This window comes from Kribbella sp. NPDC104740 (genome assembly GCF_055583505.1).
This window is the reverse complement of the sequence record NZ_JBVJNV010000002.1, coordinates 712,237-734,712: the sequence shown is the minus strand read 5'-3', so window position 1 is coordinate 734,712 and position 22,476 is coordinate 712,237. Positions and strand designations below refer to the sequence as shown.

The 22,476-nt window shown below is 69.9% G+C and carries 22 protein-coding genes; 16 read left to right on the top strand and 6 right to left on the bottom strand.

Annotated features, from left to right (window positions below; genetic code table 11):
* The first annotated feature begins 286 nt into the window (after window positions 1–286).
* From ACZ6Z4_RS12985 to ACZ6Z4_RS12965, 5 genes are all read left to right on the top strand, one after another.
* Window positions 287–2,920: a glycoside hydrolase family 97 N-terminal domain-containing protein gene (locus tag ACZ6Z4_RS12985; protein ID WP_465562229.1), complete on the top strand. Its 2,634-nt coding sequence runs from the start codon at window positions 287–289 to the stop codon at window positions 2,918–2,920.
* A gap of 129 nt (window positions 2,921–3,049) precedes the next feature.
* Window positions 3,050–5,503: an NPCBM/NEW2 domain-containing protein gene (locus tag ACZ6Z4_RS12980; RefSeq protein WP_465562227.1), complete on the top strand. Its 2,454-nt coding sequence runs from the start codon at window positions 3,050–3,052 to the stop codon at window positions 5,501–5,503.
* A complete protein-coding gene (locus ACZ6Z4_RS12975) occupies window positions 5,500–6,771 on the top strand; it encodes an ABC transporter substrate-binding protein (protein WP_465562224.1) in 1,272 nt (423 codons plus the stop codon). The genes ACZ6Z4_RS12980 and ACZ6Z4_RS12975 overlap by 4 nt, the downstream gene beginning before the upstream one ends.
* Window positions 6,768–7,643 (top strand): carbohydrate ABC transporter permease, encoded by an 876-nt coding sequence (locus tag ACZ6Z4_RS12970; RefSeq protein WP_363669374.1) that lies wholly within the window; start codon window positions 6,768–6,770, stop codon window positions 7,641–7,643. Before ACZ6Z4_RS12975 ends, ACZ6Z4_RS12970 begins: the two co-directional genes overlap by 4 nt.
* The gene (locus tag ACZ6Z4_RS12965) at window positions 7,636–8,466 is read left to right on the top strand and encodes a carbohydrate ABC transporter permease (RefSeq protein WP_363669376.1); all 831 of its coding nucleotides are present in this window, start codon (window positions 7,636–7,638) and stop codon (window positions 8,464–8,466) included. The genes ACZ6Z4_RS12970 and ACZ6Z4_RS12965 overlap by 8 nt, the downstream gene beginning before the upstream one ends.
* Window positions 8,467–8,470: 4 nt before the next feature.
* On the opposite strand, the gene ACZ6Z4_RS12960 is transcribed toward ACZ6Z4_RS12965, so the two are convergent.
* The 3 genes from ACZ6Z4_RS12960 to pcaD are packed head-to-tail and all read right to left on the bottom strand — an operon-like array spanning window position 8,471 to window position 10,426.
* Entirely contained in the window at window positions 8,471–9,334 is an 864-nt protein-coding gene (locus tag ACZ6Z4_RS12960; protein ID WP_363669378.1) for an AraC family transcriptional regulator, read from the bottom strand.
* Window positions 9,335–9,350: 16 nt separating this feature from the next.
* Window positions 9,351–9,644, bottom strand: coding sequence for a WhiB family transcriptional regulator (locus ACZ6Z4_RS12955; RefSeq protein WP_465562220.1), 294 nt, complete (start codon window positions 9,642–9,644; stop codon window positions 9,351–9,353).
* Window positions 9,641–10,426 (bottom strand): 3-oxoadipate enol-lactonase, encoded by a 786-nt coding sequence (gene pcaD, locus ACZ6Z4_RS12950; RefSeq protein ID WP_465562218.1) that lies wholly within the window; start codon window positions 10,424–10,426, stop codon window positions 9,641–9,643. Before pcaD ends, ACZ6Z4_RS12955 begins: the two co-directional genes overlap by 4 nt.
* 93 nt (window positions 10,427–10,519) lie before the next feature.
* Between pcaD and ACZ6Z4_RS12945 the strand changes: the two genes are divergently transcribed.
* Window positions 10,520–11,404 (top strand): LysR substrate-binding domain-containing protein, encoded by an 885-nt coding sequence (locus ACZ6Z4_RS12945; protein ID WP_465562216.1) that lies wholly within the window; start codon window positions 10,520–10,522, stop codon window positions 11,402–11,404.
* A 50-nt stretch (window positions 11,405–11,454) separates the two neighbouring features.
* On the opposite strand, the gene ACZ6Z4_RS12940 is transcribed toward ACZ6Z4_RS12945, so the two are convergent.
* Window positions 11,455–12,279 (bottom strand): IclR family transcriptional regulator domain-containing protein, encoded by an 825-nt coding sequence (locus ACZ6Z4_RS12940; protein WP_465562214.1) that lies wholly within the window; start codon window positions 12,277–12,279, stop codon window positions 11,455–11,457.
* 144 nt (window positions 12,280–12,423) lie between these two features.
* On the opposite strand from ACZ6Z4_RS12940, the gene ACZ6Z4_RS12935 reads away from it, so the two are divergent.
* Genes ACZ6Z4_RS12935 through ACZ6Z4_RS12895 form a run of 9 tightly spaced genes read left to right on the top strand, consistent with a single transcriptional unit; the run spans window position 12,424 to window position 20,497 of the window.
* Window positions 12,424–12,984 carry a flavin reductase family protein gene (locus ACZ6Z4_RS12935; protein ID WP_465562212.1) on the top strand — a complete coding sequence of 187 codons (561 nt, stop codon included), beginning with the start codon at window positions 12,424–12,426 and terminating at the stop codon, window positions 12,982–12,984.
* Window positions 12,985–13,014: 30 nt separating this feature from the next.
* Window positions 13,015–14,589, top strand: coding sequence for a 4-hydroxyphenylacetate 3-hydroxylase family protein (locus ACZ6Z4_RS12930; protein WP_465562210.1), 1,575 nt, complete (start codon window positions 13,015–13,017; stop codon window positions 14,587–14,589).
* A gap of 12 nt (window positions 14,590–14,601) precedes the next feature.
* The gene (gene catA, locus ACZ6Z4_RS12925; RefSeq protein ID WP_465562208.1) at window positions 14,602–15,453 is read left to right on the top strand and encodes a catechol 1,2-dioxygenase; all 852 of its coding nucleotides are present in this window, start codon (window positions 14,602–14,604) and stop codon (window positions 15,451–15,453) included.
* Window positions 15,454–15,513: 60 nt separating this feature from the next.
* On the top strand, window positions 15,514–16,665 hold the full coding sequence (locus ACZ6Z4_RS12920; RefSeq protein WP_465562206.1) for a muconate/chloromuconate family cycloisomerase: 1,152 nt from the start codon (window positions 15,514–15,516) through the stop codon (window positions 16,663–16,665).
* Between the two features lie 2 nt (window positions 16,666–16,667).
* Window positions 16,668–16,961, top strand: coding sequence for a muconolactone Delta-isomerase (gene catC, locus ACZ6Z4_RS12915; RefSeq protein WP_465562204.1), 294 nt, complete (start codon window positions 16,668–16,670; stop codon window positions 16,959–16,961).
* 32 nt (window positions 16,962–16,993) lie between these two features.
* Window positions 16,994–17,971, top strand: a complete 978-nt coding sequence (locus ACZ6Z4_RS12910) for an ABC transporter substrate-binding protein (RefSeq protein WP_465563757.1) — start codon at window positions 16,994–16,996, stop codon at window positions 17,969–17,971.
* A complete protein-coding gene (locus tag ACZ6Z4_RS12905; RefSeq protein ID WP_465562202.1) occupies window positions 17,968–18,705 on the top strand; it encodes a class I SAM-dependent methyltransferase in 738 nt (245 codons plus the stop codon). The genes ACZ6Z4_RS12910 and ACZ6Z4_RS12905 overlap by 4 nt, the downstream gene beginning before the upstream one ends.
* A complete protein-coding gene (locus tag ACZ6Z4_RS12900) occupies window positions 18,702–19,715 on the top strand; it encodes a FecCD family ABC transporter permease (RefSeq protein ID WP_465562199.1) in 1,014 nt (337 codons plus the stop codon). Before ACZ6Z4_RS12905 ends, ACZ6Z4_RS12900 begins: the two co-directional genes overlap by 4 nt.
* Window positions 19,712–20,497, top strand: coding sequence for an ABC transporter ATP-binding protein (locus ACZ6Z4_RS12895; RefSeq protein WP_465562197.1), 786 nt, complete (start codon window positions 19,712–19,714; stop codon window positions 20,495–20,497). The genes ACZ6Z4_RS12900 and ACZ6Z4_RS12895 overlap by 4 nt, the downstream gene beginning before the upstream one ends.
* Here the strand turns inward: ACZ6Z4_RS12895 and ACZ6Z4_RS12890 are convergent.
* Window positions 20,483–21,016, bottom strand: a complete 534-nt coding sequence (locus ACZ6Z4_RS12890; protein ID WP_465562195.1) for a TetR/AcrR family transcriptional regulator — start codon at window positions 21,014–21,016, stop codon at window positions 20,483–20,485. The genes ACZ6Z4_RS12895 and ACZ6Z4_RS12890 overlap by 15 nt on opposite strands.
* A 135-nt stretch (window positions 21,017–21,151) precedes the next feature.
* Between ACZ6Z4_RS12890 and ACZ6Z4_RS12885 the strand changes: the two genes are divergently transcribed.
* Entirely contained in the window at window positions 21,152–22,174 is a 1,023-nt protein-coding gene (locus tag ACZ6Z4_RS12885) for an SDR family oxidoreductase (protein WP_465562193.1), read from the top strand.
* On the opposite strand, the gene ACZ6Z4_RS12880 is transcribed toward ACZ6Z4_RS12885, so the two are convergent.
* Window positions 22,168–22,476, bottom strand: coding sequence for a DUF1048 domain-containing protein (locus tag ACZ6Z4_RS12880; protein ID WP_465562191.1), 309 nt, complete (start codon window positions 22,474–22,476; stop codon window positions 22,168–22,170). The genes ACZ6Z4_RS12885 and ACZ6Z4_RS12880 overlap by 7 nt on opposite strands.

Here is a 22,476-nt window from a genome sequence, read left to right as displayed (position 1 = left end):
TCCCACCCGTCGCCGATCCGGTCACGTCCGTTCATCGTCCGGCCTCCACCACCCGCCCCACAATCCACTCCGCGCACGACCCACCTTCGTTCTGTGGACAGCCGCGATCTGCTGGTCAGCGCAGCCGGCGGGCGGTCACGGCGTGTGACAGGTCGGTGAAGTGCGGCGGATCGTCCATGTCGGGGTGCGATTGGCGCATTCTCGGCGCGGTCGGGCGTCCGTACTCTCGGACTGCCGGTGGGCCCACCGGTCGACAGGCACATTGGCCAACGACCAAGGGAAAACCATGCAGATCTCCCAGAGACTCAGGCGTCTCGCGAAGCCGGCGGTGGTGCTGGTCGCGGCGCTTGCGGTCGGTCTACCGTTGCTTCCTGCGACCCCGGCGAACGCACTCGTCACGCACACCCTGACCTCGCCCGACGGGCTGACCAACATCACCGTGACCGACCAGCCGGGTGGCGGGCTGACCTACAGCGTCGTGACCGGGTCGACGACGATCTTCGGGGACTCGCCGCTCGGGATCTCGACCAGCGGCGTCGACTTCACCTCCGGTCTCACGTACGCCGGGGAGGCGCGCTCGGTCGTCACCGAGACCTACTCGCTGCCCGCCGGGACCAAGCCCAGCTACCTGAACGACGGCCGCCAGCTGACGCTGACCTACACCAAGAGCGGCGCGACGATGCAGCTCGTCGTCCGCGCGTACAACGACGGGATCGCGTTCCGCTACGTGCTTCCGGGCAGCGGCAACGTGTCGATCACCGGTGAGTCGACCGGCTTCCGGTTGCCGGTGACAACCGGTGGCTGGGCCGCGCCGTGGAACGCCAACTACGAGCAGGACTACATCTACCGCAACGCCGCCCAGCTCAACTCCGGCGTCGACCTGACCATGCCCGCGCTCGCGTCGATCAACAACAACGCGTACTACACGCTGATCAGCGAAGCCAACGTCTACAACTCCAACGCCAGCTACGCCCCGGGCATGCTCGAGGGCGACGGCCTCGGCACCGGGCTGCTGAAGCTCTCCCGTACGCCGGACCAGGGCTTCCCGATGTCCAGCACCTACCCGTTCCAGACGCCGTGGCGGGTGGCGATCATCGCCTCGAACCTCGATGTGCTCTACAACTCCGACCTCGTCCAGCACCTGAACCCGCCGGTCGCGAGTACGCCGTCCTGGGTGAAGCCGGGCCGCGCGGCCTGGTCGTGGTACACCGACGAGGACAGCGCCTCCGACCTCAGCAAGCAGAAGCAGATGGTCGACTTCGCCGCGGAGATGGGTTTCGAGTACGTCACCGTCGACTGCTGCTACACCCCGGCGGTCGACCTGCCCGCCATCTCGGCGTACGCCGCCCAGAAGGGCGTGAAGGTGTTCGCCTGGGTCACCGCCGACGCCGGGCAGACGCCCGCGCAGGCGAACCAGCTCGTCGTCGACCACAAGGCGTACGGCGTCGCCGGGCTCAAGGTCGACTTCTTCCTGAACGACTCGCAGGCCGTGCAGCGCTGGTACCAGTCGATCGGCGACGCCGCCGGCGCGAACCAGATGATGCTCGACCTGCACGGCAGCACCAAGCCGGGCGGCGAGAACCGGACCTGGCCGTGGGTGCTGACGTCCGAGGCCGTGGCCGGGACCGAGCACTACAAGTACCCGCCGCCGACGACCGCCGCCGCGGACGTGACCTACCCGTTCACCCGCGGTCCGATCGGCCCGATGGACTACACGCCCGCGATGATCTCGCAGAACACCTCGGTGCTCACGCAGGGCCACACGCTCGCGCAGGCGATCGTCTACAACACCGGCATGATCAACTACGCCGACTCGGCCGCGGCGTACGGGCAGTGGCCGGGGCGCCACCTGATGCGGGCGATCCCGACCAAGTGGGACGAGACGAAGGTCGTCGAGGGCTTCCCGGGTGACCACGTCACGCTCGCGAGGCGCTCCGGCGCCGACTGGTTCGTCGCCGGGATGACCTCACCGGCCCGTACGGCGTCGGTGCCGCTGTCGTTCCTCGGGGCGGGGACCTACACGGCGACGATCTTCTCCGACAACGCGTCCGGCCGGGTCCAGGTCAGCACGCAGTCGGTGACCAGCGCGACGACGCTGTCGCTGCCGATGATCGCGACCGGGGGAGTGTCGGTGCACATCTCGCAGACGCCGCTCGCGCAGATCGGCAGTGCCGACACCCGGTACGAGGCGGAGTCGGCGGCGAACACCCGCGCCGGAGCGGCCTCGGTCGACGCCTGCAAGGGCTGTTCGACGGGCTCGAAGGTCGGCAACGTCGGGTCCGGCGGTTCGGTCCAGTTCAACGGCGTCACCGCGTCGACGGCGGGCACGCACCGGATGACGTTCACCTACACCTCGGCCGACCCGCGCTCGGTGCGGATCACCGTCAACGGCACGGTGCTGACCACGGCGAACCTGCCGGACTCGGGCGGCTGGGAGTTCGTCAACAAGTGGTCGGTCGACGTCCCGCTGGTCGCGGGGTCGAACACGATCAAGTTCGACAACCCGAGCGCGTTCGCGCCGGACATCGACGCGCTGACCATCGAACGGGCGACCGAGGCGGAGGCGGCCGGGAACACCCTGGCCGGCGGCGCCGCGACAGCCGCGTGCGCTGGATGCTCGGGTGGCACGTTCGTGAAGTCGCTGAGCGGCAGCGGCACGCTCGACGTCAACCTGGTGACGGCGTCGTCGGCGGGCAACCACACCGTCCGGCTGGACTACGCGAGCGCGACCGCGCAGACCGTGCAGGTCCAGGTGAACGGCAATACGGCGACCACCGTGACGCTGCCGGCGACCGGTTCGGCGACGGCGGTGGCGACCAAGACGCTCGGCCTGGCGCTGACGACGGGGCCGAACGTGATCCGGGTGAAGTCCGCCTCGTCGGCGGCGGTCGGGATCGACAAGGTCAGCGTCGTCCGCTGATCCTCCAGCCCAGGGCCACGATTCCCGCTCCGGCGGGGATCGTGGCCCTTCGCAACATCATCGGATCGTCCATGTGCGAGCACCGAAGAACCATGGTCGGCAGCCCGCGCCGTCACTAGGGTTGCCACCGTGACCATCTCCACCGCCTGGACCTCGACGCTCACCCACGACGCGCTCGGAGCGTCGTTGACCGTCGGCGAATCCTCCATGCACCTGACGATCACGAGCCGCGGTCGAGCGCTGGCGGAGGTGGCCCTCGGGATCGGGATCGACGGCGTCGACCTCGGCGCCGGCTCGGCCGTCGTCCGGTCGGCGGAGACCCCCGTGCGCGAAGAGTGGTTCGCCCACTCCGGCAAGGCCCGCGGCGCGCACACGGTCGACCACCGCGAGCTACGGGTCGACCTCCACCATGCGGCGACCGGGCGCGACTGGACGCTCCGGGTCCGGATCGGCCGCGACGGCGTCGCCGTCCGGTACGCCGTACCGGATCTGCAGGGCACCGCGACCCTCACCTCCGACGGCACGAAGATCGACCTGAGCAGCTTCGAGCGAGCCTGGGTGCTCGACTACCAGACCTGGTACGAGACCCCACGGGTCGGCGTCGACCTCGCCGACCTCGCGCCGGGCGCCTACGGCTTCCCCTTCCTGACCCAGGCGCAGGACGACTACCTGCTCGTCACCGAGTCCGGCATCGACGGCCGGTACGCCGGAGCGCACGCAGCGATGACCGGTACGACGCTCGGCTTCGCGATCGCCGACCCGGCGGTCGAGATCGCCCGCGGCGACGTCACGCCCTGGCGGGTCTTCATCATCGGCTCGCTCGCGGACGTCGTCGAGTCGCTGTTCGTCGACGAGCTGGCTCCCGCCGTTCGCCCGGAGCTGGCTGACGCGGAGTGGATCCGGCCCGGCCGCGCCGCCTGGTCGTGGTGGTCGGACTTCTACTCCGGCGCCCAGCTCGAGCAGCAGAAGCGGTTCGTCGACGCGGCAGCCGAGCTGTCCTGGGAGCACCTGCTGATCGACTGCGGCTGGGAGGAGACCTGGGTCCCCGAGATCGTCGCGTACGCGAGCCGGCGCGGGATCCAGGTGCACCTGTGGACGGTCTGGCACGACCTCGACGGGCCGGAGAAGCTCGGCAAGCTGGCGCTGTGGCGGTCCTGGGGTGTCGCCGGGATCAAGGTCGACTTCATGGAGTCGGAGTCCCGGGACCGCTACCGCTGGTACGACTCGGTGCTGCAGGAGACCGCGCGGCTCGGGCTGATGGTGAACTTCCACGGCTCGGTGATCCCGCGCGGGTGGGCGCGGACCTGGCCGCAGGTGATCGGGTACGAGGCGATCCGCGGCTCGGAGTACTACGTGTTCTACAACGACACCCCGCTGACCGCCGAGCACAACGTGATCCAGCCGTTCACCCGGAATGTCGTCGGCGCGATGGACTACACGCCGGTCGCGTTCTCGGCCGCGGACCGGGTCACCAGCGACGGGCACGAGCTCGCGCTCAGCGTGGTGTTCGAGTGCGGGATCACGCACTTCGCCGACGACGTCGCGGCGTACGCCAAGCGGCCGCTCGCGGCCCGGTTCCTGGCCGAGCTGGCGCCGGTGTGGGACGAGACGGTGCTGCTGTCCGGTACGCCGGACACCGAGGCGGTGGTTGCTCGACGCAACGGTGACCGGTGGTTCGTCGGGTGCGTCGCCGCGGGATCCGAACGGACCGTGATGGTCGACCTGAGCCGGCTGGGGCTGAACGATCCGGTGGCCTGGATCGTCGAGGACAGCAACAACGCGCTGGCCGAACGGACGGTCAAGGGCAATGAGCTCGAGGTTGCGCTCGCCGAGCACGGCGGCTTCGTGGCGATCGTTGCCGAGGGCGACTTGTTCCGATCGAGCCCCCGACCCACGACCGACGCACCGACCGTCGAGCCTGCTCTGGTGGTGCTCGACGAGAAGAAGAGCGCGGTGATCACCGCCGGCGCTGACGTCCGTACGGCCCCTGGCTGGAGTGCCGACAAGCTCGGCGACGGCCAGTGGCGAATCCAAGCTCCCCAGAACCTGACCCCCGGCTCCCAGGGCGTCATCACCGTCGAGACCGCCTCGATGCCTCCCGTCGTCGCGCACGCGCGCGCCGTCGTACCGCTCACCGCGGGTGTGTACCAGGTCTCGGCACTGCCGATGCTGGCCTTCACGAACGAGAGCGGCCCGGTCGAGCGCGACCAGAGCAACGGCGGCGGCAACCCGAACGACGGGTCCCCGATGACGATCGCCGGGGCACACTTCGCGGACGGTCTCGGAGTCTCGACGCCGTCGACGCTCGACCTGTACTTCGGGGGCCACGACGGCCGGTTCACCGCGCGGGTCGGGATCGACGACGAGACGCCGCAGACCCGGGCCCGGGCCGTGGTGCGCGGGGACGGACGTGAACTCACCAGCGTCGTGCTGGAAGCAGGAAACACCGCTGTGGACATCGACCTCGATGTCTCCGGCGTACGGGTGCTGACCCTGTCCACGGAAGAGGTCGCCGTCGGCGACGCTCCCGCCCACGTGGACTGGGCCTCGGCCCGCCTCATGGTGACGAAAGGAAACAGATGAACAGGAAGTGGTTCGCAGCCCCCGCGCTCGTGCTCGTCGCGGCGCTGCTGGCAGGGTGTTCCGACGACGGCGGGGCGTCGGCCGAGGCGGGGAAGCCGGTGACGATCACGTACGGCATCTGGGCCGGGACGCAGACGCCGGCCATGCAGGAGATCGCCGACGCCTTCACCAAGCAGAACCCGGACATCACGGTGAAGATCGAGACGCGGCCGTACCCGGAGTTCTGGTCGACGCTGCAGACCGGCGCCGCCGGTGGCACCGCGCCGGACGCGTTCTGGATGCTCGCCCAGCAGATCCGGCCGTACGCCGCCGGCGGGCAGCTGCTCGACATCTCCGACGCGGTCAAGGACCAGAACGTTGATCTGGGCAAGTACCCGAAGGCGGTCCTGGACCTGTACGACCAGGGCGACGGGAAGCTGTACGGGCTGCCGAAGGACGTCGACACGAACGCGGTCTGGGTGAACAAGGCGCTGTTCGCGAAGGCCGGCGTCCCGCTGCCGAAGGCCGGCTGGACCTGGGACGACTTCCGAGCCACCGCGAAGAAGCTGACCGACCCGGCCGCCGGGACCTGGGGTGTGGCCGCGCCGCTGGACTACCAGGGCGGTTACTACAACTCGATCTTCCAGGCCGGTGGCAAGGTGATCGCCGACGACGGCAAGTCGGCCGCGATCGACAGCCCTGAGGCGCAGGCCGGGATCAAGTTCTGGACCGACCTGCAGGCCGACAAGTCGTCGCCGACGCTGAAGCAGCTGTCCGACACCGAGGCCGAGACGATGTTCGAGCAGGGCAAGGTCGCGATGTACGTCTCCGGGGCCTACTGGGCGCTGAAGCTGTACGACAACAAGGCGTTCCGGCCCAACGTCGACGTCGTCCCGCTGCCGACCGGTGTCAAGCAGGCGACTGTGACCAGCGGGATCGAGAACGTCGGGTTCGCCGGGACCAAGCACCCGGAGGCGACGAAGAAGTTCCTGCTCTTCGCCAGCGGCGAGGAGGCGGCCAACATCCAGGCGAAGTCGGGCGCCGTGCTCCCGGCGTACCAGGGCACCGAGAAGGCGTGGATGAGCGCGATGCCGGAGTTCAAGAACCTGCAGGTGTTCATCGACGCCAAGGCGTACTCGGTGCCGCTGCCGGTCCAGGGCAACGCGGCGGAGTGGCAGGGGCTGCAGGCGAAGTACCTGACCGACGCCTGGGACGGGAAGACCTCGGTCGCCGACGCCACCGCCCAGTACGCCGACGCCATCGACAAGGTCCTGGCCGAGAACGGATGAGGAAGCGCACCGACTGGGCGGCCTACGCCATGATCGCTCCGGCGTTCATCGGCCTGGCCGCCCTGTACCTCTGGCCGTTCCTGTCGACCTTCGTCAAGAGCTTCAGCAAGGTGCCGGTCTTCGGTCCGGCGAAGTTCAACGGCGTCGACAACTACCAGAACCTGCTCTCCGACGCCGACTTCTGGAGCGCGCTCGGCAACTCCGCGAAGTACACCGTGATCGTGCTGCTCGGCATCCCGCTGGCGATCGTCTTCGCGGCGCTGATCGAGCAGGTCTCCCGCGGCCGGGCGGTCTACCGGGTGCTGTTCTTCCTGCCGGTGGTCACGCTGCCGGTCGCGGTCGGCATGGTCTGGCGGTTCATCCTGAACGGCGACTTCGGGCTGCTGAACTACCTGCTGTCGCTGGTCGGGATCCCCGGCCAGTACTGGGTGGCCGACGACCGGTTCGCCGTCTACGCGTTCGCCGTGGTCGGGATCTGGATGGGCCTCGGGGTGAACCTGATCATCCTCGGCGCCGGGCTGCAGAACATCCCGGTCGAGCTGTACGAGGCGTCGGCGCTCGACGGCGCCGGCCGGGTCCGGCAGTTCTTCGCGATCACACTGCCGCTGCTCAGCCCGAGCGTGTTCTTCGTGACGATCCTGACCACGATCTCGGCGCTGCAGATGTTCGACCTGGTGTTCATCATGCTCGGCAGCGTGAACAACACCGCGCTGAGCGGTTCGAAGACGATCGTCTACCTGTTCTACGAGGCGGCGTTCGTGCAGTTCAAGCAGGGGTACGCCGCGGCGATCGCGATCGTGCTGCTGGTGATCATCATGATCGTCACCGCGGTGCAGTTCAGGTTCCAGAAGAAGTGGGTCGTTTATGACTGACACCGGTGTACGGCGCAAGGAGTGGCGCATCCACGTGATCCTGGTGATCGCGGTCGCGGTGATGGTGGTCCCGTTCGCGTGGGAGATCCTCACCTCGTTCAAGACCAGCAACGAGGTGGCGTCGCTGCCGCCGACGCTGTTCCCGGCCGACCCGTCGGACCGGGGCTACCGCGACTTCTTCGGCGTGACGCCGTTCTGGGCGCAGCTCAGCGTCTCGGTGATCTCGCTGGTCCTGCGCGTCGCCGGTCAGGTCTTCGTGGCCGCGCTGGCCGGTTACGCGTTCGCGCGGCTGCGGTTCCCCGGCCGCAACGTGCTGTTCGCGCTCTTCGTGCTGATGCTGATGGTGCCGAGCCAGCTGTTCCTGCTCGGCCAGTTCGACATCATGAAGGGGCTCGGGCTGCTCAACACCGTGCCCGCGCTGGCGATCCCGGGGATCTTCTCGGCGTTCGGGACCTTCCTGATGCGGCAGGCCTTCCTGACGATGCCGAAGGAGTACGAGGAGGCGGCGCGGCTCGACGGGGCCGGGACGTTCCGGACGTTCTGGAGCGTGATGCTGCCGATGGCGCGCTCGATGCTCGCGGCGCTCGCCGTACTGACGTCGCTGTACTCGTGGAACGACCTGCTCTGGCCGCTGATCGTCGCGCCCGCGGGTGACGCGCGGCCGCTGCCGGTCGGGCTGGCCAGCCTGCAGGGCCAGTTCGGGACCGACTACCCGGCGCTGATGGCGGGTGCGCTGGTCTGCACGATCCCGCTGGTCGCGGTGTTCATCGCGCTGCAGCGGCAGTTCTTCTCCGGGATCGCGAACAGCGGCCTGAAGGGCTGACCGGTCACGGGATGTTCCGGCGCCGGAACTGCGTCGGACTCATCCCGTGGAACCGGCTGAACTGCCGGGAGAAGTACAGCGGGTCGGTGTAGCCCAGCTCGTCGGCGATGCTGGCCACGGTCGCCGGCGACCCGTCGAGCAGCTGCCGCGCGCGAGCCATCCGCAGGCTCTGGTGATGAGCCAGTACGCCGCCGCCGGTGACCTTGCGGAACAGCGAGCTCAGGTGCGACGGCGAGACGCCGACGAGCTTGGCCAGCTCCGGGACGCGCACGGTGCTGTCGAGGCGGTCCGCGAGGTAGCTCATCGCGCGCTCCAGCGGGTCGCCGTCGGCCGGCATCACCCGGTCGACGTTGATCTGGGTGAGCAGCTTCCACGCCGCGCCCGCCGTACCGATCAAGCGCGGCGGCGACTGGTCGCGCTCGAGGCTCGACACGATCTCGTCGAGCAGCGCCACCGCGCGCTCCATCCGGCGGATCGGCACGATCGGCCGCTCCACGGTGACTTCCAGCGTCTCGACGAGCTCAGCGACGTCGGTGCCGGACAGATGGCACCACCAGATCGACCACGGGTTCGCCTCGTCCGATCCGTACGTGTGCGGCGCACCGCGCGGAACGACCAGCGCCGACTGCGACCCGATCCGGTGCATGGTGTCGCCGACCTGCGCCCAGCCGGTGCCCGCCGTACAGACGATCACGACGGTCTCGTCGATCCCGCGCGGCCGCTGCATCCGGTGCCCGCGGGCCAACGGAAAGTACCCGGCGACCGTGACGACGAGCCGTCGTGTGACGGGCCGCCCCAACGCCTCGCCCACCAGCGGCCTGGGCACCACGACGATCCGCTGGTTCCGAAAGCCTTCGTGGATGGGCATGAGCCAATGATGCTTGTTACGTCAAGCGTTCCTGCGCAGGACCGGTGGTGTTTTCGGAGCGAGTTCGGCGCGGGATCGAGCGCGTGAACCGGCGGCGGAGCGCCCGGCGTTCGTCCTCGGACAGACCGCCCCAGACGCCCGCGTCCTGGCCGGTGCGCAGCGCCCAGTCGAGACAGTCGGCGGTCACCTCGCAGCGGGCGCAGACCGCCTTGGCGGACTCGATCTGGATCTGCGCGGGCGCGGTCGAGCCGATCGGGAAGAACAGTGCGGGGTCCTCGCCGCGGCAGGCGGCCAGCTGTAGCCATCTCATACCGGTAGGACCGAATGACGACCCGGTTTTGTGACGGTCAGGTGCTCGACGATCGCCGGGGTGATGATCGCGGGCTGCTCGGCGTTCGCCAGATGAGCCGCCTTCGGTACGACGAGCAGCCGGCCGTCCCGGACCGAATCGGCGATCGCGGCCAGGTGAGGAGGTGGGGTCGCGGGGTCGTCGGCGCCGGCGATCGCGAGCGTCGGTGTGATGATCGTGGGGAGGTCGGGCCGGAGGTCCATGGTCGCGATGGCTTCGCAGCAGGCGGCGTAGCCCTCGGGTGAGGTTGAGCTCACCATGGCCTCGCTGCGGGCGCGCTCGATGCGGAGGAGGGCGGGGGTGAACCAGCGGGAGACGACCGCTTTCGCGACGGCCGCTGTGCCTTCGGTGCGGACGGTCTTGGCGCGGTCGTACCAGCCGGAGGCCGGGCCGAGGTGGGCGCTGGTGCACAGGACGGCCAAGCGGTCGACGCGGTCGGGCTCGCGGGCGGCGAGGCGGAGGCCGGTCATCCCGCCGAGCGAGAGGCCGACGAAGTGGGCGCGGGCGACGGCGAGGTCGTCGAGCAGCGTCAGCACGTCGTCGACGAGGTCGTCGATCCCGTACGGGCCGGGCGGGACCGGGGACGCGCCATGGCCGCGGGTGTCGTAGCGGACGACGCGGAAGTGCTGCTCGAGACCGGCGAGGTTCGCGTCCCACATCGCCGTCGTCGAGCCCAGGGAGTTGGACAGGACGACGACCGGGGCGTCGGCGGCGCCGGTCACGACGTGGTGTACCTGGGTCATGCCGTCCACGCTAGGCGGCTGCGGCGAGAGTTAGAAGTATCGGTTTCGCGTCGATCAAGACGTCACGGCTATCAATTCTGCGAGGATGGCCGGATGGAGCTGCGTCATCTGCGGTACTTCGTGGCGGTCGGCGAGCTGCGGCACTTCGGCCGGGCCGCGGCGCGCCTGCACATCGCCCAGCCGCCGCTGTCGCAGCAGATCCGCCAGCTCGAGGCGGAGCTCGGCGTCGAGCTGCTGCGGCGCACCACCCGCCGGGTCGACCTCACCGAGGCGGGCGCGGCGTTCCTGCAGCGGGCCCGGGAGATCCTGGGCGCCGTCGACGCGGCGACCATCGAGGCGCAGCGGATCGGGGCCGGGCTCGAAGGGCGGTTGATGGTGGGCTGCGTCGGGTCGGCGACGTACAGCCTGCTGCCGAGCCTCGCGCGGACGCTGCGCGAGGAGCTGCCGGGGGTGGACTTCAGCTTCCGCGGCGAGATGCTCGCGCCCGATCAGGCGGCGGCGCTGCTGGCGGGGGAGATCGATCTCGGCGTACTGCGGCCGCCGGTCGACGAGCCCGGGCTGGAGCTGCACGCGTTGCGGCGGGAGAAGCTGATCGTCGCGCTGCCGGACGGGCATCGGCTGGCTGGTCGGAAGCGCTTGCGGGTCGTCGATCTGCGGGACGAGAACTTCATCGCCTATCCGGGGCAGGGGCGGTCTGTGATGAGCGGGCGGGTGCTCGCGCTGTGCCGGGAGGCGGGGTTCGAGCCGCGGGTGCGGCAGGAGGTGGGCGAGACGTCGACGCTGGTCACGTTCGTCGCCGCTGGGCTGGGGGTTGCATTGGTGCCGGAGTCGGTGGCGTCGCTGACCGTCGCGGGGGCGACGTACCGGCCGCTGGCCGGGGGTGGTCAGGTCGAGCTGGCGGCGGCCACGCGTGTGGGGGACGACGCGCCCGTGCTCGCCAGAGCGCTGGCGATCCTCGCCGAGCTCACCAGCGACTAGCCTCTCGCCGAGCTGACCAGCGACCGGCTTCTCGCCGAGCTCGTTGGCGGCTAGAAGAACCCGTCGCGCTCACTCGGCGCGAGCGTTCGAGTAGTCCGCACCGCAGCCAGGTCGCGCCCGATCGCCTTCGCAGCGTCGAGCATCAACGGCACCACCTCGGCGACCAGTCGCTCCGGCGTCGTGCGCCCGAGCGTGGACGAGTACGCCAGCGCCGCCATCACCTCACCACCCTGATCGACCACCGGCACAGCAGCCGACAGCAGCCCGTCCTCCAGCTCCGACTCGGCCACCGCGTAACCCAACCGCCGTACGTCGTGCAGCGCGTCCCGGAACCGCACCGGATCGGTGATCGTCCGCTCGGCCCGCCGCGGCAACCCGGCCTCGATCACGGCCTCGACGACAGCGGGCGGAGCCCAAGCGGTCAGCACCCGGCCCATCGACGTCGCGTACGCCGGCACCCGGCTGCCCACGTCGACCGCGATGCTGAGGATCCGCCGCACCTGCACTCGGGCGACGTACACGACGTCGGTTCCGTCGAGCTGCGCCAGCGACGCGGACTCCTGGGTCGTCTCGGCCAGCCGCAACAGATGCGGCTGGGCGACCTCGACGATGCCGTGCGTCGCCGCGTAGTGCTGGCCGATCGTGAGCACCTTGGGCGTCAGCGACCAGCGCGGCCCGGCGCCGACGACGTACCCGAGGCGTTGCAGTGTCAGCAGGATCCGCCGTACGGCGGGACGCGAGTAGCCGGTCCGGGTGGCGATCTCGGCCAGCGTCGGGTTCGGCAGGTCGGCGTCGAAGGCCAGCAGGACGGCGAAGCCGCGCTCGATGCTCTGGACGAAATCGCGGTCCTGGCCCGCCTCGGGTGACGGATTCATACGCCCGGCCTCTCAGTCCTGCCCAATTCGGTATTGATGGGGACGACTCCACGCGTTGACGCGGGCCCTCGCCGTCGAGCACTGTCGATGACGAACGCAGAGCGTGCAACGAGTACGCACAGCGTACATCGGGAGGTGAGCGACATGGAGGCACGCAAGCTCCGGGACGCATTCGGCCAGTTCGCCACGGGCGTCACCGTGGTCACCTGCACCAACGAGGACGGCGAGCCGCACGGCGCCACCGTCAACGCCTTCACCGCCGTCTCCCTCGACCCGCCGCTGGCCCAGGTCACCCTCGGCCGCAGCTCCAGGGCCTGCCAGTTCCTGGCCGGCCGCGGCTTCGCGATCAACGTGCTCGCCGCCGACCAGCTCGACGTGGCCTGGCACTTCGCGGGCCGGCCCGCCGACCGCCCGCCGGCCTGGGCGTCGGGCTGCACCGCCCCGGTGCTGGAAGGGACCGCGACGACGATCTCGTGCCGGCCCTGGCGCACGTACGACGGCGGCGACCACCTGATCGTGATCGGTGAGGTCGAGTCCGTGGAGATTCCCGGCCGCGACCCGCTGCTCTTCCACGGCGGCCAGTTCCGCCACCTCGGGCCGCTCCCGACCGCGCTCGCGTGGGACGGCTCCATCGACAACCCCGGGCACGGCTGGTTCGACGCCACCGCCCAGTTCACCGCCCTCTGCGACGTCACCCGGGTCTGATCACCTACCTCGTACCGAAGGGACTGCACCATGACCGTCACCCAGGACCGCAAGCTCAGTACCGTCGAGGAGGGACCGAACGACGTCCGCCCGATGACCGGTGCGGAGTACATCGAGTCCATCCGCGACGACCGCGAGGTCTGGATCTACGGCGAGCGGGTCCGCGACGTCACCGAGCACCCGGCCTTCCGCAACCCGGTCCGGATGACCGCCCGGCTGTACGACTCGCTGCACGACGAGGCGACCCGGGGCGTGATGACGGTGCCGACCGACACCGGGAACGGCGGGTTCACGCACCCGTTCTTCCGGGCGCCGCACAGCTCGGCCGACCTGGTCGCGGACCGGAACGCGATCGAGCACTGGGCCCGCCAGACCTGGGGCTGGATGGGCCGCAGTCCCGACTACAAGGCCAGCTTCCTCGGCACGCTCGGTGGCAACAGTGAGTTCTACCAGCCGTTCGAGGAGAACGCGAAGCGCTGGTACAAGGAGAGCCAGGAGCGGGTCCTGTACTGGAACCACGCGATCATCAACCCGCCGGTGGACCGTAACCTGCCGCCCGACGAGGCCGGCGAGGTCTTCATGCGGGTGGAGAAGGAGACCGACGCCGGGCTGATCGTGTCCGGCGCGAAGGTGGTCGCGACCGGGTCGGCGATCACCAACTACAACTTCATCGCGCACTACGGGCTGCCGATCAAGAAGAAGGAGTACGCGATCGTCTGCACGGTGCCGATGGACGCCCCCGGCATCAAGCTGATCTGCCGGCCGTCGTACACCCTGCAGGCCGACGTGATGGGCAGCCCGTTCGACTACCCGCTGTCCAGCCGGATGGACGAGAACGACACCATCTTCGTCTTCGACAAGGTGCTGGTGCCGTGGGAGAACGTCTTCGCCTACGGCGACCCGGACAAGATCAACGGCTTCTTCCCGCAGTCCGGGTTCATCCCGCGGTTCACCTTCCACGGCTGCATCCGACTGTCGGTCAAGCTCGACTTCATCGCCGGGTTGTTGCTCAAGGCCCTGGAAGCGACCGGGAGCAAGGACTTCCGCGGCGTCCAGACCCGGGTCGGTGAGGTGATCGGCTACCGCAACACGTTCCGCGCACTGGCCGACGCGATGGCACTCAACCCCGACCCGGGCCCGAACGGGACCGTGCTGCCGAAGCTCGACTACGGGCTGGTCTACCGGCAGCTGATGATCCAGGCCTACCCGCGGGTGAAGGAGATCATCATGCAGGACGTCGCGTCCGGCCTGATCTACCTGAACTCGAACGCGGTCGACTTCAAGACCCCCGAGATCCGGCCGTACCTGGACAAGTACGTGCGCGGTTCCAACGGGTACGACGCGGTCGACCGGGTCAAGGTGATGAAGGCGCTGTGGGACTCGGTCGGATCCGAGTTCGGCGGCCGGCACGAGCTGTACGAGCGCAACTACTCCGGCAACCACGAGAACGTGAAGGCCGAGATCCTGTTCGCCGCCGAGGCCCAGGGCGAGACCGACGCGATGAAGGGGTTCGCCGAGACGATGCTGTCGGAGTACGACCTCGACGGCTGGACGGTCCCGGACCTGATCAACCCCACCGACGTGAACCGCATCCTCAACCGCTGAAGGAGTCCCCTGATGAGCACCGTGCAGGAATCACCGACCGCCGCCGGCTCCGGGGCCAGCGCGAGCGAGAACTTCAGGGCCGCGGCCGAGCGCCGTACGGTCGCCGAGACCAGTCCCGAGCGGGTCAGCGCGATCGTCACGGCCGTCCTCCGCGGCGTCCACGACGCCGTCCGTGAGCACCAGGTCACCTACCCCGAGTTCCAGGCCGCGAAGGCGTGGCTGATGGAGGTCGGCGAGACCGGCGAGTGGCCGCTGTTCATGGACGTCTTCGTCGAGCACGTCGTCGAGGACGTCGCCTCCAGCACGCAGCACGGCACCAAGGGCAGCATCGAGGGCCCGTACTACCTGCCCGACCAGGTGGCGCTGGGCTCGACCTGTGAGCTGCCGCGACGAGACGACGAGCGCGGCGCCCCGCTGGTGCTCGACGGCCAGGTCCGCGCCCTCGACGGTACGCCGCTGGGCGGCGCGCTCGTCGACATCTGGCACGCCGATGCCGACGGCTACTACTCGGGTTTCGCGCCGCACCTGCCCGAGGGCAACCTGCGCGGCGTGGTCAGCACCGACGCCGAGGGCCGGTTCGCGATCTCGACCGTGCAGCCGGCGCCGTACCAGATCCCGACCGACGGGCCGACCGGCAAGCTGATCGCGGCGGCCGGCTGGCACCCGTGGCGGCCCGCGCACCTGCACGTGATCGTGCGGGCCGAGGGGTACCGGCCGATCACGACGCAGCTGTACTTCGCCGGTGGCGAGTGGCTCGACTCCGACGTCGCCGAGGCGACCAAGCCCGAGCTGATCATCGACCCGCGCGACGACGGCAGCGGCACCCGGCGCTCGACGTACGACTTCGAGCTCGAACCCTCCTGAGCCGGCCGGGGGACCGGTGACCCCGGTCCCCTGGGCAGGCCCGACACGAAAGGCAGCACCGTGCCCGTCAGCCACGACGACCTGACCATCGAGCGGGTCGAGACGATCATCCTCGACGTGCCGCTGCGGCGGCCGCACAAGTTCGCCCGCGTCACCATGGACGCCCAGCCCGTGCTGCTCACGCTGATCCACACCCGCTCCGGGGTGGTCGGGGTCGGCGAGGGCGTCGTCCCGGGCGGGCCGTGGTGGGGCGGTGAGTCGGTCGAGTCCATGAAGGTCACCATCGACACGTACGTCGTACCGCTGCTGCTCGGGCGCCGGGTCGACGACATCGAGAGGATCTGGCGGGACATCTCCGATCGAGTGAACGCGAACCTGTACGCCAAGACCGCCGTCGAGGTGGCGCTGCACGACGCGTGGGCGCGGTGCCTCGGCGTACCGGTTCACACGTTGCTCGGTGGGCTCGCGCGGACCAGCATCGACGTCACCTGGGCGCTCGGTGCGGAGCCGGAGGAGGTCGTCGTCGAGGAGGCGCTGGCCAAGCTCCACGCGGGTGAGCACCGGTCGTTCAAGCTGAAGATGGGCGCGTTGCCGCCGGAGGAGGACACCCGCCGGATCTGTGCGATCACGGAGAAGCTGGCCGGGTCGGCCGGCGTACGGGTGGATCTCAACGCCCGCTGGGATCTGATGACGTCGCGGACCTATCTGCCGCGGCTGGTGGCGGCTGGGGTCGAGCTGGTCGAGCAGCCGGTACCGGGTGAGCAGGTGGAGGCGCTCGCGGAGATCAACGCGCTGCTGCCGGTTCCGGTGATGGCTGACGAGAGCTTGCGGACGCCGGTCGATGCTGTTCGGCTGGTTCGGTTGCGGGCTGCCGATGTGTGGTCGATGAAGACGACGAAGGTGGGTGGGCTGCGGCGGTCGCGGGACATCGTGGCGATCGCCAAGGCTGCCGACATTCCTTGTCATGGTGGGACTTCGATCGAGACCGGGATCGGTACGGCGGCGTCGCTGCACCTGGCGTGTGCTGCGCCGGGGGTGACGTGGGGGAGTGAGCTCTTCGGGCCGCTGCTCTTCGCCGAGGAGATCCTGCAGACGCCGTTGCGGTACGTCGACGGGGAGCTGCAGCTGCCGGAGGGGCCGGGGCTCGGGGTCTCGCTGGATCTCGACGCGGTGGCCGCGTTACGGCGTACGGATCTGGTGCGGGGGGAGTGACCGTGCTCTTTCACGTACGGATGGATGTGGCGATCCCGCACGGCCTGGATCCGGAGGTGCGGGCGGACCTGGTGGCGCGCGAGAAGGCGCGGGCGCTGGAGATCCAGGCGTCCGGTGCCTGGCCCGAGCTGTGGCGGATCGCGGGTGAGTACGCGAACTTCAGCATCTTCGACGTCGGGTCGAACGACGAGCTGCACGAGCTTTTGACCAGCCTGCCGCTGTTTGCGTTCATGACGATCCGGGTGACGCCGCTGGCGCGGCATCCGTCGAAGCTGAGTGCTGTTACAGTGCGCTAGTGAAAACGAAAACCATTACCGTAGTGATCGCGATGCTACTCGGGGTGGCCGGGTGCGGGTCGGCTGCCGCGGACGGCGCCGCTCCGCAGGCCGCCTCGGCGGCTTACCCGATCACGTACGACAACTGCGGGACGAAGACGACCATCTCGCACGCGCCTCAGCGTGCGGTGTCGCTGAACCAGTCGGCGACCGAGATCCTGCTGCGGCTCGGGCTGGGTCAGCGGCTGGTCGGTACGGCGTACGAGACCGATCCGGTGCCGGCCGATCTGGAGGCGGCGTACCGGGCGGTTCCGCTGCTCAGCAAGGGGTTGCTGAAGCACGAGACGCTGCTGGCTGCGCAGCCGGACTTCGTGTACTCGTCGTTCGCGTCGTTCCTGACCGCGCAGAACGCGGGGGAGCGCGGTGAGCTGCAGAAGCTCGGGGTGCCGACGTACCTGACCGAGTTCGACTGCACGTACCACGCGTCGGTGGCCGGGGGCGCGAAGTTCTCGATGCTGTTCGACGAGATCCGGACGATCGCGCGGATCTTCGACGTGCCGGCGGCCGGCGACCGGTTGGTGGCCGAGCAGCAGGCCGTGATCGACAAGGGGCTGGAGCTGGCCAAGCAGGTCCAGGGGAAGCCTCGGCTGGTGTGGTTCTACTCGACGGCCGCGTCCTCGGCGACGCCGTCCGTGGCTGGGCCGGGTGGGTTGCCGCAGACGGTGACCGAGATGCTCGGGGCGTCGAACCTGTTCGACGACGCCTCGACGAAGTGGCCCGAGGTGAGCTGGGACGAGATCGCGGCGCGGAACCCGGACGTGATCGTGCTGGCCGATCTGACCCGCGGGTACCCGGGGGACACGGCGAAGGAGAAGATCGCGTTCCTGAAGCGCGATCCGCTGACCTCGAAGTTGGATGCCGTGCGCAACGACCGGTTCATCGTGGTGCCCGGGCAGGCGATGGATCCGTCGATCCACAGCGTCGAGGCGATCTCGGCGGTCGCGCAGGGGCTCGTGGAGCTGAAGCGATGATCGCGGAGCTGGTCCGGCGGTGGGACGCGCAGCAGGCGGCGTACATCACGTATCGCGAGGAGCGGTTCGCGGTGATGCTCGACGTGATCGCTCGGTTGGGTGGTGATCAGCTGACCGTGCTCGATCTCGCGTGCGGTCCGGGGAGTCTGGGTGGGCGGGTGCTGGAGCGGTTTCCTCAGGCGCGGGTGATCGGGGTGGACTACGACCCGGTGCTGCTGACGTTGGCGGAGGCTTCGCTGGGGGAGCGGTTCACCGCGGTCGACGCTGATCTTGCGGCGGCCGGGTGGGAGGCGGGGTTGCCTGCTGGCGGCGTGGATGTCGTCGTGTCGTCGACGGCTCTGCACTGGCTCGAACCCGCCGAGTTGGTTGGCTTGTACGGCGTCGTGGGGGAGATCCTGCCGGCGGGTGGGGTGTTCATGAACGCCGATCACCTCCGGTACGACGCGGTCGCGCAGCCGTTCCTGACCGAGGCGGCTGCGGCGGACGACGAGCGGACGCAGCGGCTGGCGCGGGCGGCCGGTGCGCAGACGTGGGACGAGTGGTGGGCCGACGCCGTCGGCGTACCTGAGCTCGGTGCGCGGCTGGCCGAGCGGGAGCGGCGGTTCGCGGACCGTCCGCCGACGCCGCACGCGCCGCTCGAGCTGCACCTGCAGGCACTGCGGACGGCCGGCTTCGCCGAGACGGGGACGATCTGGCGGTACTACGACGACGTGGTGGTGTTCGCGCGCCGATGAGAGTCGTCCGCCCGGTGGTACTCGTCGGATCGTTCGGTGTCGTCCTCGTTGTCTCGATCATCGCCGCGTCGTTCGTGGGTACGGCGAACATCGGCGCCGCCGACGTCGTCGGCATCATCCTCCGGCACCTGGGCCTGCGTGGTGCGGCGCCGGTGTCACCGCTGATCGACGCGTTGATCTGGGAGTCCCGGCTGCCGCGCGTGCTGCTCGCGGGGGTGATCGGTCTCGGGCTCTCCGTCTGCGGCGCTGTACTGCAGTCGATCACCCGCAACCCGCTCGCCGAGCCGTACCTGCTCGGCGTCTCGTCGGGGGCGTCGACCGGTGCGGTGTCGGTGATGATCCTCGGCCTCGGCTCCGGTGCGGTCACGCTGTCGACGGGCGCGTTCGCGGGCGCGCTGGTCGCGTTCGGGATCGTCCTGGCGCTGATCGGCGGGGTGTCGAACCCGGCGCGCGTGGTGCTGACCGGTGTCCTGGTGTCGCAGTTCTTCTCCGCGGCGACATCGCTGATCCTGATGCTCGACGGCGACGCGGACGCGACGCGGGCGTTCACGTACTGGCTCCTCGGCTCGCTCGGCGGCGCCCGCTGGCCGTCCCTGACGGTCGCCGCTGTGGTGATCCTGGTCGGCGTGCTCTGCTGCCTGTTCTTCGCCCCGGCGCTGGACGCGTTCGTCTTCGGCTGGGACACCGCGGCGTCGCTGGGGATCGACGTCGCCAAGGTGCGGGTCGCGCTGATGGTCCTCACCGCGGTGATCACCGCGGCCGCCGTCGCGGCGTCCGGAGCGATCGGGTTCATCGGGCTGCTGGTCCCGCACGTCGTGCGACTGCTGGCCGGCGGCACCCATCGCCTGCTGCTCCCGCTGACCGGCCTCGGCGGCGCGATCTTCCTGATCTGGGTCGACACCTTCGCGCGGACCGCGTTCTCGCCGCGTGAGGTCCCGGTCGGCGTGATCACGGCGCTGATCGGTGCTCCGGTCTTCGCCCTCGTCCTCCGGAAGGCGGCCCGTCGATGATCATTGCCCGCGGCATCGAGTGGTCCACCGGCGGCCACCGCGTCCTCGACGGCGTCGACGTCGAGGCGCGAACCGGCGAGATCCTCGGCGTCCTCGGCCCGAACGGCGCCGGGAAGACCTCGCTGCTCCGGATCCTCGCCGGGCTCCGCGGGCCGGACCGGGGGAGTGTGCTGCTCGGCGGGCAACCGCTCCGTGCTCTCGGCCGCCGTACGGTCGCCCGGCGGCTGGCGATCGTCGAGCAGTCGCCGGAGGTGCACTCGGACATCACCGTCGACGAGACCGTCGCGTTGGGGCGTACGCCGTACCGCGGAACCTTCGCGCCCATCAGCAGAGCCGACCAGGCCGCGATCGACACCGCGCTGACCGTCACCGGACTGCAGCGCTTCCGCGACCGCTCCTGGCAGACCCTGTCCGGCGGCGAGCGTCAACGGGTGCAACTGGCCCGCGCCCTCGCGCAGGACCCGGAGGTCATCGTCCTGGACGAGCCGACCAACCACCTCGACATCCGCTTCCAGCTGGACATGCTCACCCTGCTCCGCGGCCTCGACCTGACCGTCGTCACCGCACTGCACGACCTCAACCTGGCCGCCCGCTTCTGCGACCGCCTCGTCGTCCTCGCCGACGGCCGGGTCGCCGCGACCGGCACCCCGACCGAGATCCTCACCGCCGAGCTGATCCACGGCGTGTACGCCGTCAACGCCGCGGTCGAGACCTCACCACACACCGGCGCGCCGACCGCGACGTACATCTCCAGCAGTGGCCCGCGGCTACCGGGGCCGTAGACCGTCGAGGATCAACGCGAGCATGTGCGGCGCCCGGTCGACGGGACTGTTCGCGGCGCGCCACAGCGCGCCGGTGAGCTGAAGGAAGTCGCCCGGCTCGGCGTCCTCGCGGATCGTGCCGGTCTTCTTCCCGGCCTCGAACAGCTCGGTGATCGCGGCGATGACCGGGCCGTAGGTCTGCTCGGTGATCGTCTGGTGCGCGCTCGGGCTGAGGGCGTCGCCGAGGCCGTGCTTGCGGCGCATCGCTTCGACGAGGACGAGCGTCCACTGCCGCAGCGCCTCCAGCGGCGGGCGGCCGGCGAGCAGCTCCGGGACCGCGCCGACGATGCGTTCGACCTCGTCCTGGTAGACGGCCAGCACCAGCGCCTCCCGGGTCGGGAAGTTGCGGTAGAGCGTGCCCGCGCCGACGCCGGCGCGCTGCGCGACCTGGTTCATCGACGGCGCACCGTCCTCGGTGAAGGCCTCGCGGGCGGCCGCGAGGATGCGGGCCCGGTTCTCGCGGGCGTCGGAACGAACCATGAAGAGACCTCGTCTTGCTAAGTGGAGAGTTCTCCACTAACGTATCTGGAGAGTTCTCCATATAGCTTAGAGGAGTGTCATGCACGACATCAAGGTCGGCTCGATCCGGCGGCGGGTTCCCGGGACGGTGCTCGCGTGAGCGCGGCGACGGTGCTGGTCACCGGAGGGTCGGGGTTCATCGGCAGCTGGTGCGTGCTCGCGCTGCTGCAGAGCGGGTACGACGTGCGCACCACCGTCCGGAGTCTCGAGCGCGAGGCCGCGCTCCGCGAGCGGTTGCATGCGGCAACGGAGTTCGACGACGCGCGGCTGGGCGTCGTACGGGCCGATCTGGAGAGCGACGACGGGTGGCCGGCGGCGGTCGACGGGTGCGAGTACGTGCTGCACGTCGCGTCGCCGACGCTCCGGAACGGCCCGGTCGACGAGGCGTCGATGGTCGCTGCCGCGCGGGACGGCGTGCTGCGAGTGCTCCGGGCGGCGCGCGCGGCCGGGGTGAAGCGGGTCGTGCTGACCAGTGCGTTCGGCGCCGTCGGCTACGGGCACCCGAAGCGGGCGACGCCGTTCACCGAGGAGGACTGGACGAACGTCGAGGCCGACATCGCGCCGTACCAGAAGTCGAAGACGCTCGCCGAGCGGGCGGCCTGGGAGTTCGTCCGCACCGAAGGCCGCGGGCTCGAACTGACGGCCGTGCACCCGGTCGCCGTGCTCGGCCCGGTGCTCGGGCCGGACGACCCGCCCTCGCTGCGGGTGGTCCGGCAGATGCTCGACGGCGCGTTGCCCGTTTGCCCGCCGTTCGGCACCAGCTGGGTCGACGTCCGTGACGTCGCCGAGCTGCACCTGCGCGTGATGACCGACCCGAAGGCGGCCGGCGAACGCTGGCTCGCTTCAGCCGGTCCGAGCCTGCGCACCGCCGAGGTCGGCCGCATCCTGCGCGAGCGGCTCGGCGAGCGTGCCGCGAAGGCGCCGACCCGGGAGATCCCGTTGCCCTTGGCCCGCGTCATGAGTCACTTCAATCCGCAGCTGCGCGCCCTCCGGCCGCAACTCGGTCAGGACTTCGACGCCACGAGCGCCAAGGCCGAACGCCTGCTCGGCTGGAAACCACGCCCGATCGAGCAGACCATCGCCGAGACCGCCGAGAGTCTGCTGGCCCACGGTCACTGATCGTGGAGGGACTGCTGGTACTGCTCGGCGTACGTCGGGTGGTCCTTCAGCAGGCCGTCGCAGAAGGCGGCGACGTCGGGGCCGATCAGTTCGATCACGCCACGGCCGCTGGCGGCGCCCTCCTCGAAGAAGTCGGCGATGCCGTTCAGGAGGGTGCCGTCGGTCAGGTCGACCGGACCGACCTTGAAGATGTAGCGCTGCATCTCCTGGTACACGATCCGGTAGTCCGGCGGGAGCGCCTTGATCCGGGCGACGTGCGCGCGCCACTGCTTCTTGCCCTCGACGATGTCCTGGATGCCCAC